Source organism: Myxococcus sp. AB036A (assembly GCF_006547355.1).
Lineage (GTDB): Bacteria > Myxococcota > Myxococcia > Myxococcales > Myxococcaceae > Myxococcus > Myxococcus virescens.
The window spans coordinates 1-5,931 of record NZ_VHLC01000190.1 but is presented as its reverse complement, the minus strand read 5'-3'; the positions used below and the strand labels follow the sequence as shown (position 1 = coordinate 5,931).

The window sequence follows — 5,931 nt, the reverse complement described above, 5'->3', positions numbered from 1 at the left end:
GCCCCTCGCCCGCGCCGGATTGCCCCTCCCCCTCGCCGCCGCGCCCCGACTGCCCTTGGCGCCCCTGCCCCGAGTTCTGGCCGCCAGAACCCTGGCGACGGGCCTGCGAATTGGAACCGTTGCGACTGTTCGAATCGAAGCGGTTCTCCAGCGACTGACGCCTGCGCTCCAGCGCCTCGCGCAGGCTGGCAATCTGGTCCGGTGAACCGGAGGCCCGCGCGCGGGCAGCGCTGTGCGCCTCACCGGAGCGCTCACTCCGCGAGCCTTCCGTGCCCTGCTGTCCCTCGGCGCCCTGCGCTCCTTGTCCGGACGCGCGCGTGGCATCCGCCTGTGCCGCTTCGCCGTTCTCGGAATCGTGCGGCGCCCCGTCCTCCCCCGTTCCGTCCGCGTTGTCGGACGAGCCACCTTCTTTGCCGCCTTCCAGCGCCATCAGCGCCTGCTCCAAGGCCTCGCGCTCACGCGTGGCGGCCTCGGCGCCTCCCGCGGCGCCTAGCGCGTCCTCCAACGCCCGCGCGGCCTCCGCGGCCTGGGCCAATTGCGCGGCGGCCTCCGCGGCCTGCTCGGCCAACCGCTTCTCCAGCGCGTCGGCGGCCTCCCAATCTCCGGCGTCGAAGCGGCCCTCGGAGACTTCCTCCGCCAGGCGCCGCAGTTCCTCCTCGACGGCCTCCTCCAGCACCTCTTCCTTGGCGAGCGCCTCCGCCTGCGCCTGGACCGCGGCCACCTTCGCCGCGGCGGCGGCATTCACAGCGCGGCCTCGTGGCGCGGACAGGGGCAACAGGAAGCCCGCCACCGCGAACAGCGCCGCGCCCGCGAGCGCCGCGGCCGGGCGCCGCCACTTCACGTCGGGAGGCTTCACCCCACCCGCGAACTGATTGACGGCCAGCTCCCACTCCCCCACCGGGCGCTCCAGCCGCGTGAGGAGCAGCCCGCCCGCGTTCGCCGACCGGTCCGCGAGCACCGCCGCCTGCTCCAACGACACCCGCCGGGAACGCGCACGCCAGAACCACGCGCCCAGCCCCAGCGCCAGAAGCGGTGGCAGGGCCCACACGAAGGCGCCGCGCAGGAGGAACCGGGCCAGCACGCAGGCCGTGGCGGTGGCCCACATCGGAACGATGCCGGCCTCCGCCCATGCCACCGCGTTGAGGCGCCGCTGCACACGCCGGATGGGCGCGAGCACCAGGGCCTGGAAGCGGCGTTCTTCACTGGCAGCCATGAAGCGGCGAGTGTCGACTACTCGGCCCACTCCCCACAAGCGACGCGACGCCCGGCCGTCGCGGTCCGGGTGTGAGCGGTCGCATCCCGTCGTGCATTGACGCCCCCTTTCCGCCGCCTGGCACGGACCGCCCGAGCCTCGCGGACACCGACGCAGCATCCCGCGGAGGAAGTGCCCATGGCCCCGCCTTCACGCGAGACTGCCCCAGGTGCCGCCCCGCGCGGCAAAGGCGGCCCACGCACCGTCCCCCAGTGCCATCCAGCCCACCGGACTGCTGCTACAACCCCTCTTCCAGATGCTCCTCGCCCGCCCTCCAGAACTGGCGCCCCAGGCGCCGTGGCCGGACATGCCCCTGGTGGTGTGGCCCACCGCGCTGGCGATGTGGGGCCCCGGCGACGCGACGACGAAGCACGCCCACCACGCCATGCACCTGGTGCTGTGCCGGCAGGGCACCCTGTCCGTCCGCGCGCAAGGCATGAAGACCGCCGAGCAGGCAGCCGGCGTGCTCGTGGGCCCGGACATTCTCCACGCGCTCGACGCACGAGACAGCGAGGTCATCATCCTCTTCGTCGAACCCGAGAGCGACGACGGCGCGCGACTCCAGGCCGCGCTCGACGGTCCGATACGCCTGTTCGAGACGACGCAGCGCGATGCCCTCCTCGGCGGGCTGCCCACTGCGGGAGCACTGGCACACGAAGCGGTCGGCGGATGGATGGAGTCCACGCTGGCCACCCTCTCCGGGACGCCCGAAGCCCCCCGTCACCTCCACCCGCGCGTGCGCAAGCTGCTGTGCCACCTGCGCGCGGAGGACGCGCCGGAAGACACCTCGCTCGAAGCCCTGGCCCAGGTCGCGGGCCTCTCGCCCGGAAGGCTGATGCACACGTTCACCGAATCCGTCGGTGTGCCACTGCGGCCCTACCTCCTGTGGCTCCGGCTCCAGCGGGCCGCGGGCGCCATCGCCGCGGGCCACAGCTTGAGTGAAGCCGCCCACGCGGCCGGATTCTCGGATGCGGCGCACCTGACGCGCACCTTCCGGCGGATGTTCGGCACCACGCCGTCATCGCTTCAGCGCCGTGGACCGCGCGTCCAGGCGCAGGGCCGCAACGGCGCGACCCGCTGAGCACCGCGCACCTGTGGCGCAGCAGCTTGCGCACGCGCTGCTGTTCGAGGACACCCGAATCCCCCTCCAGTCTGAGGGCAGCCCGGCAGCATCAGCGTCGACGACTTCATCGCCGCGAACCACCCCAAGGACCTGAAGGAAGAGGACCACCGGCTCCTCGAAGGCGCGCTCTACCTGCAGAGGGTCCGCCTGCTGGGGCGCATGTGCGCCCCCTATTCGACGGAAGAGATGCTCGGGCCGGAGACCCGGTCGCTCCCCACCGAGCGGCTGGGGAATGCCTACTTCAGCAGCATCCTGGCCGACACGAAGGCGCGGGCGAGGAAGGCCCCTGAGCTCCTGCGGGAGGTGCTCGCCGCCGACGACGTGGTGGAAGCCGTCAACCCGCGCGACAAGCGGTAGCGGCAAGGCCGGGGGCACCGCGACGCGCGCCGCCTCTCGGATCGCAGCCAGTTCGTTCAAGCGAACGCCAGCACCGGGGCCCCATCCTGAAGTCAACGGCACGGCAGGCCACTCCCTCCCGTGCCTCTCTTCAGGAGCACACCTCATGTCCTTCGCCATCCTCCTGCTGTCCTTCTTCCTGCTGCTGCACCTGCCGCCGCTGCGGCGCATCCCCGCGCTGTCCACCCCCACGGCGCGCGCCGCGGTCGCCGCGGGGCTCTTCTTCGTGGGCGCGGGCGTCATGCACTTCCTCATGCCCGCGCGCTACGCGGCCATGATTCCGCCGCGACTCCCGGCACCCGCCTTCTGGGTCTACCTCTCCGGGGCCGCGGAGGTCGCGGGCGGGCTGGGGCTGCTGCTGCCACGCACGCGCCGACTCGCGGCCCTGGGGCTCATCGCGCTGCTGCTGGCCATCCTCCCCGCCAACATCCACGAGGCCCAGGCCAACACCGCCACCCATGTGCTGCCCTTCCCGGACTGGTACTTCTGGCTGCGCATCCCCTTCCAGCTCGTCTACGTCGCCTGGGTGGCGTGGGCTGGCGGCTGGTGGCCCATCCGCGGCCGTGCGCGACTGGCGGCCCACGGTTAGGCTCGCGCGCACCATGCACTTCCGCAAGCTCGGCCGCAGCGGCCTCGTCGTCAGTGAGATTTCCTACGGCAACTGGATCACCCACGGCTCCCAGGTGGAGGAAGAGGCCGCGCTCGCGTGCGTGCGCGCGGCGCTGGACGTGGGCATCACCACCTTCGACACCGCGGACGTGTACGCGGCCACCCGCGCCGAGGAAGTGCTCGGCCGTGCCCTGAAGGGCGAGCGCCGCGCCGGCTACGAGCTCTTCACCAAGGTGTACTGGCCCACTGGCCCCGGAAAGAATGACCGCGGCCTGTCGCGCAAGCACATCCTGGAGAGCATCGACGGCTCGCTGCGCCGGCTGCAGACGGACTACGTGGACCTGTACCAGGCCCACCGCTTCGACGTGGAGACGCCGCTGGAGGAGACGATGCTCGCGTTCGCCGACATCGTCCGCCAGGGCAAGGCGCTGTACATCGGCGTCTCCGAATGGACGGCCGACCAGATTCGCCAGGGCGCCGCGCTGGCCCGCGAGCTGCGCGTGCCCTTCATCTCCAACCAGCCGCAGTACTCCATGCTCTACCGCGTCATCGAGCCGCAGGTCATCCCGGCCTCCGACGAAGCAGGCCTGGGGCAGATTGTCTGGTCCCCCATCGCCCAGGGCGTCCTCACCGGTAAGTACCTGCCCGGCCAGGCCCCCCCGGCGGGCAGCCGTGCCACGGAGGCCAACGCCGTGCGCTACGGCATCACCCGCTTCATGACGGATGACGTGCTCACCCGCGTGCAGCAGCTCGTCCCGCTGGCGAAGGATGCCGGACTCTCCATGGCCCAGCTCGCCGTGGCCTGGGTGCTCCAGAATCCCAGCGTCTCCTCCGCCATCGTCGGCGCCTCCCGCCCGGAGCAGGTGCACGACAACGTGAAGGCCGCGGGTGTGAAGCTGGAGCCGGAGCTGCTGCGCCGGATTGACGCGGTGCTGGGCCCCGCCATCGAGCGAAATCCTGCCCTGACCGACGTCCCCGCCCAGCGCCCCTGAGCCCGTCCCACCCGGGCGGGCGCCTGAGCGTCCGCTTCCGGGAGGGCGGCACCCAACCCCATCCGTTCCATTTGACTTTCCGCGCCAAGGGAACAAGACATGGGCCCGCAGGTTGGCAACCGGGTTGCGAGTGCACCGTGACCCACCTTTACCCAGGCTTCCCTCCATGACGCCCTTCCTCTCCCTGGCCCAGACGAATCACACCGAGCTGGGCTGGCTCAGCAGCAAGCTGCTCGGCGTGACGCTCACCTCCGCCGAATGGGTGCTCTGGGTGCTCGTCATCCTTTCGGTGATCTCCATCGCCATCATGCTGGAGCGCACGGTGTACTTCGCCCGTCACCGGCTGCCGGACTCGGAGGCCCTGGCGGTGCGGCTGGCCCGCGGCGAGTACGACGTGGCCCGCAAGGCCATCGAAGGCAAGACGGGCATGGAGGCCGCCATCATCCGCGAGGCCCTGGCCTCCGCCGACCAGGGCGCGGACACGGTGGAGCAGGTGATTGCCTCCACCCTGTCGCGTGAGCGTCCCCAGTACGAGCGCTTCCTCTCGTACCTGGGCACGCTGGGCAACAACGCGCCGTTCATCGGTCTGTTCGGCACGGTGCTGGGCATCATCAAGGCCTTCAATGACCTGGGGAAGATGAACGCCCAGGGCGGCGGCGGGGCCATGCAGCAGACCGTGATGGCCGGCATCTCCGAAGCGCTCGTCGCCACGGCCGTGGGTCTGGCGGTGGCGATTCCGGCGGTGGTGGCCTTCAACGTCTTCAACCGTCAGCTCAAGACGCTCACCAGCCGCGCCAATGCCCTGGGCTACGCCCTGGTGGGCAGCATGCGCGCCGAGCGCCCCGCGTCCAGCACGGCCACTGCGGCTCGCGCCGCGGAGGCCCGCTAGGCCATGGCGGGCGGCGCGCAGGACAACGACGACGAAATCACAGGCATCAACGTCACCCCGCTGGTGGACGTGGTGCTGGTGCTGCTCATCATCTTCATGGTGACGGCCAACTTCATCGTCCGCGAGACGGTGGAGGTGGACCTGCCCCGAGCCGCCAACGGCGGTGAGACGGTGCAGGGCCTGGTCAACGTGGTGCTGGACAAGGAGGGAAAGCTCTTCTTCGACGGCACCGAGATGACCGAGAAGGACCTGGAGAAGCGCGTTCAGGAAGCGGTGGCCAAGGACAAGGAGACGCGCGCCATCATCAGCGCCGACCAGTCGCTGCCCTATGGCCGTGTCATGCGGCTCATCGACGTGGTGAAGGGCCAGGGCATCGCCAAGTTCGCGCTCAACATCGAGAAGGACGTAGCCCCCGCGGCCGCGCCCTCAGCCCCCTGAGGCAAGGCGTCACTTCATGAGTCAGGCGGTCCTCGACAACGCTCCGACGCCCCGACGCGACCGCTCCCTGGCCGTGGTGGGCGTCTTCCTGCTCGTGTCGCTGGGGATTCACGTCGGCGGCTTCTGGGCGCTCGGGGAAGGCGCCTCGCGCACCCTCCCCGCGGCCAGGCGCCCCGTGGAGATGGTGATGGTGGAGGTGGTGAAGCCGCCCCCGCCGCCTCCACCATCACCA

At 71.0% G+C, this 5,931-nt stretch carries 7 protein-coding genes and 1 pseudogene; 7 read left to right on the top strand and 1 reads right to left on the bottom strand.

The features are described from left to right. On the bottom strand, positions 1–1,213 hold a 1,213-nt coding region (locus tag FL344_RS37725; RefSeq protein WP_228565661.1), incomplete at its 3' end, for a hypothetical protein. Between the two features lie 295 nt (positions 1,214–1,508). Here FL344_RS37725 and FL344_RS37720 point away from each other — a divergent pair. The 7 genes and pseudogenes from FL344_RS37720 to FL344_RS37690 all read left to right on the top strand — a co-directional run. After that, positions 1,509–2,333: an AraC family transcriptional regulator gene (locus FL344_RS37720; protein WP_228565660.1), complete on the top strand. Its 825-nt coding sequence runs from the start codon at positions 1,509–1,511 to the stop codon at positions 2,331–2,333. A 201-nt stretch (positions 2,334–2,534) separates the two neighbouring features. Then, positions 2,535–2,732 carry a hypothetical protein gene (locus FL344_RS37715; RefSeq protein WP_153881194.1) on the top strand — a complete coding sequence of 66 codons (198 nt, stop codon included), beginning with the start codon at positions 2,535–2,537 and terminating at the stop codon, positions 2,730–2,732. A gap of 145 nt (positions 2,733–2,877) precedes the next feature. Beyond that, on the top strand, positions 2,878–3,360 hold the full coding sequence (locus FL344_RS37710; RefSeq protein WP_141621905.1) for a DoxX family membrane protein: 483 nt from the start codon (positions 2,878–2,880) through the stop codon (positions 3,358–3,360). A 13-nt stretch (positions 3,361–3,373) separates the two neighbouring features. Next, the gene (locus FL344_RS37705; protein ID WP_140867826.1) at positions 3,374–4,372 is read left to right on the top strand and encodes an aldo/keto reductase family protein; all 999 of its coding nucleotides are present in this window, start codon (positions 3,374–3,376) and stop codon (positions 4,370–4,372) included. A 166-nt stretch (positions 4,373–4,538) separates the two neighbouring features. Beyond that, positions 4,539–5,261, top strand: coding sequence for a MotA/TolQ/ExbB proton channel family protein (locus FL344_RS37700; RefSeq protein ID WP_141621904.1), 723 nt, complete (start codon positions 4,539–4,541; stop codon positions 5,259–5,261). Positions 5,262–5,264: 3 nt separating this feature from the next. Then, positions 5,265–5,699, top strand: a complete 435-nt coding sequence (locus tag FL344_RS37695; protein WP_141594587.1) for a biopolymer transporter ExbD — start codon at positions 5,265–5,267, stop codon at positions 5,697–5,699. Between the two features lie 16 nt (positions 5,700–5,715). Next, positions 5,716–5,931, top strand: a pseudogene (locus tag FL344_RS37690) (energy transducer TonB); the annotation flags it as partial.

What these genes read in the sequence shown, in the direction of transcription:
- FL344_RS37720 (WP_228565660.1), top strand. Translation starts at nt 1,509, where the DNA reads ATGCTCCTCGCCCGCCCTCCAGAACTGGCGCCCCAGGCGCCGTGGCCG.
- FL344_RS37715 (WP_153881194.1), top strand. Translation starts at nt 2,535, where the DNA reads ATGTGCGCCCCCTATTCGACGGAAGAGATGCTCGGGCCGGAGACCCGG.
- FL344_RS37710 (WP_141621905.1), top strand. Translation starts at nt 2,878, where the DNA reads ATGTCCTTCGCCATCCTCCTGCTGTCCTTCTTCCTGCTGCTGCACCTG.
- FL344_RS37705 (WP_140867826.1), top strand. Translation starts at nt 3,374, where the DNA reads ATGCACTTCCGCAAGCTCGGCCGCAGCGGCCTCGTCGTCAGTGAGATT.
- FL344_RS37700 (WP_141621904.1), top strand. Translation starts at nt 4,539, where the DNA reads ATGACGCCCTTCCTCTCCCTGGCCCAGACGAATCACACCGAGCTGGGC.
- FL344_RS37695 (WP_141594587.1), top strand. Translation starts at nt 5,265, where the DNA reads ATGGCGGGCGGCGCGCAGGACAACGACGACGAAATCACAGGCATCAAC.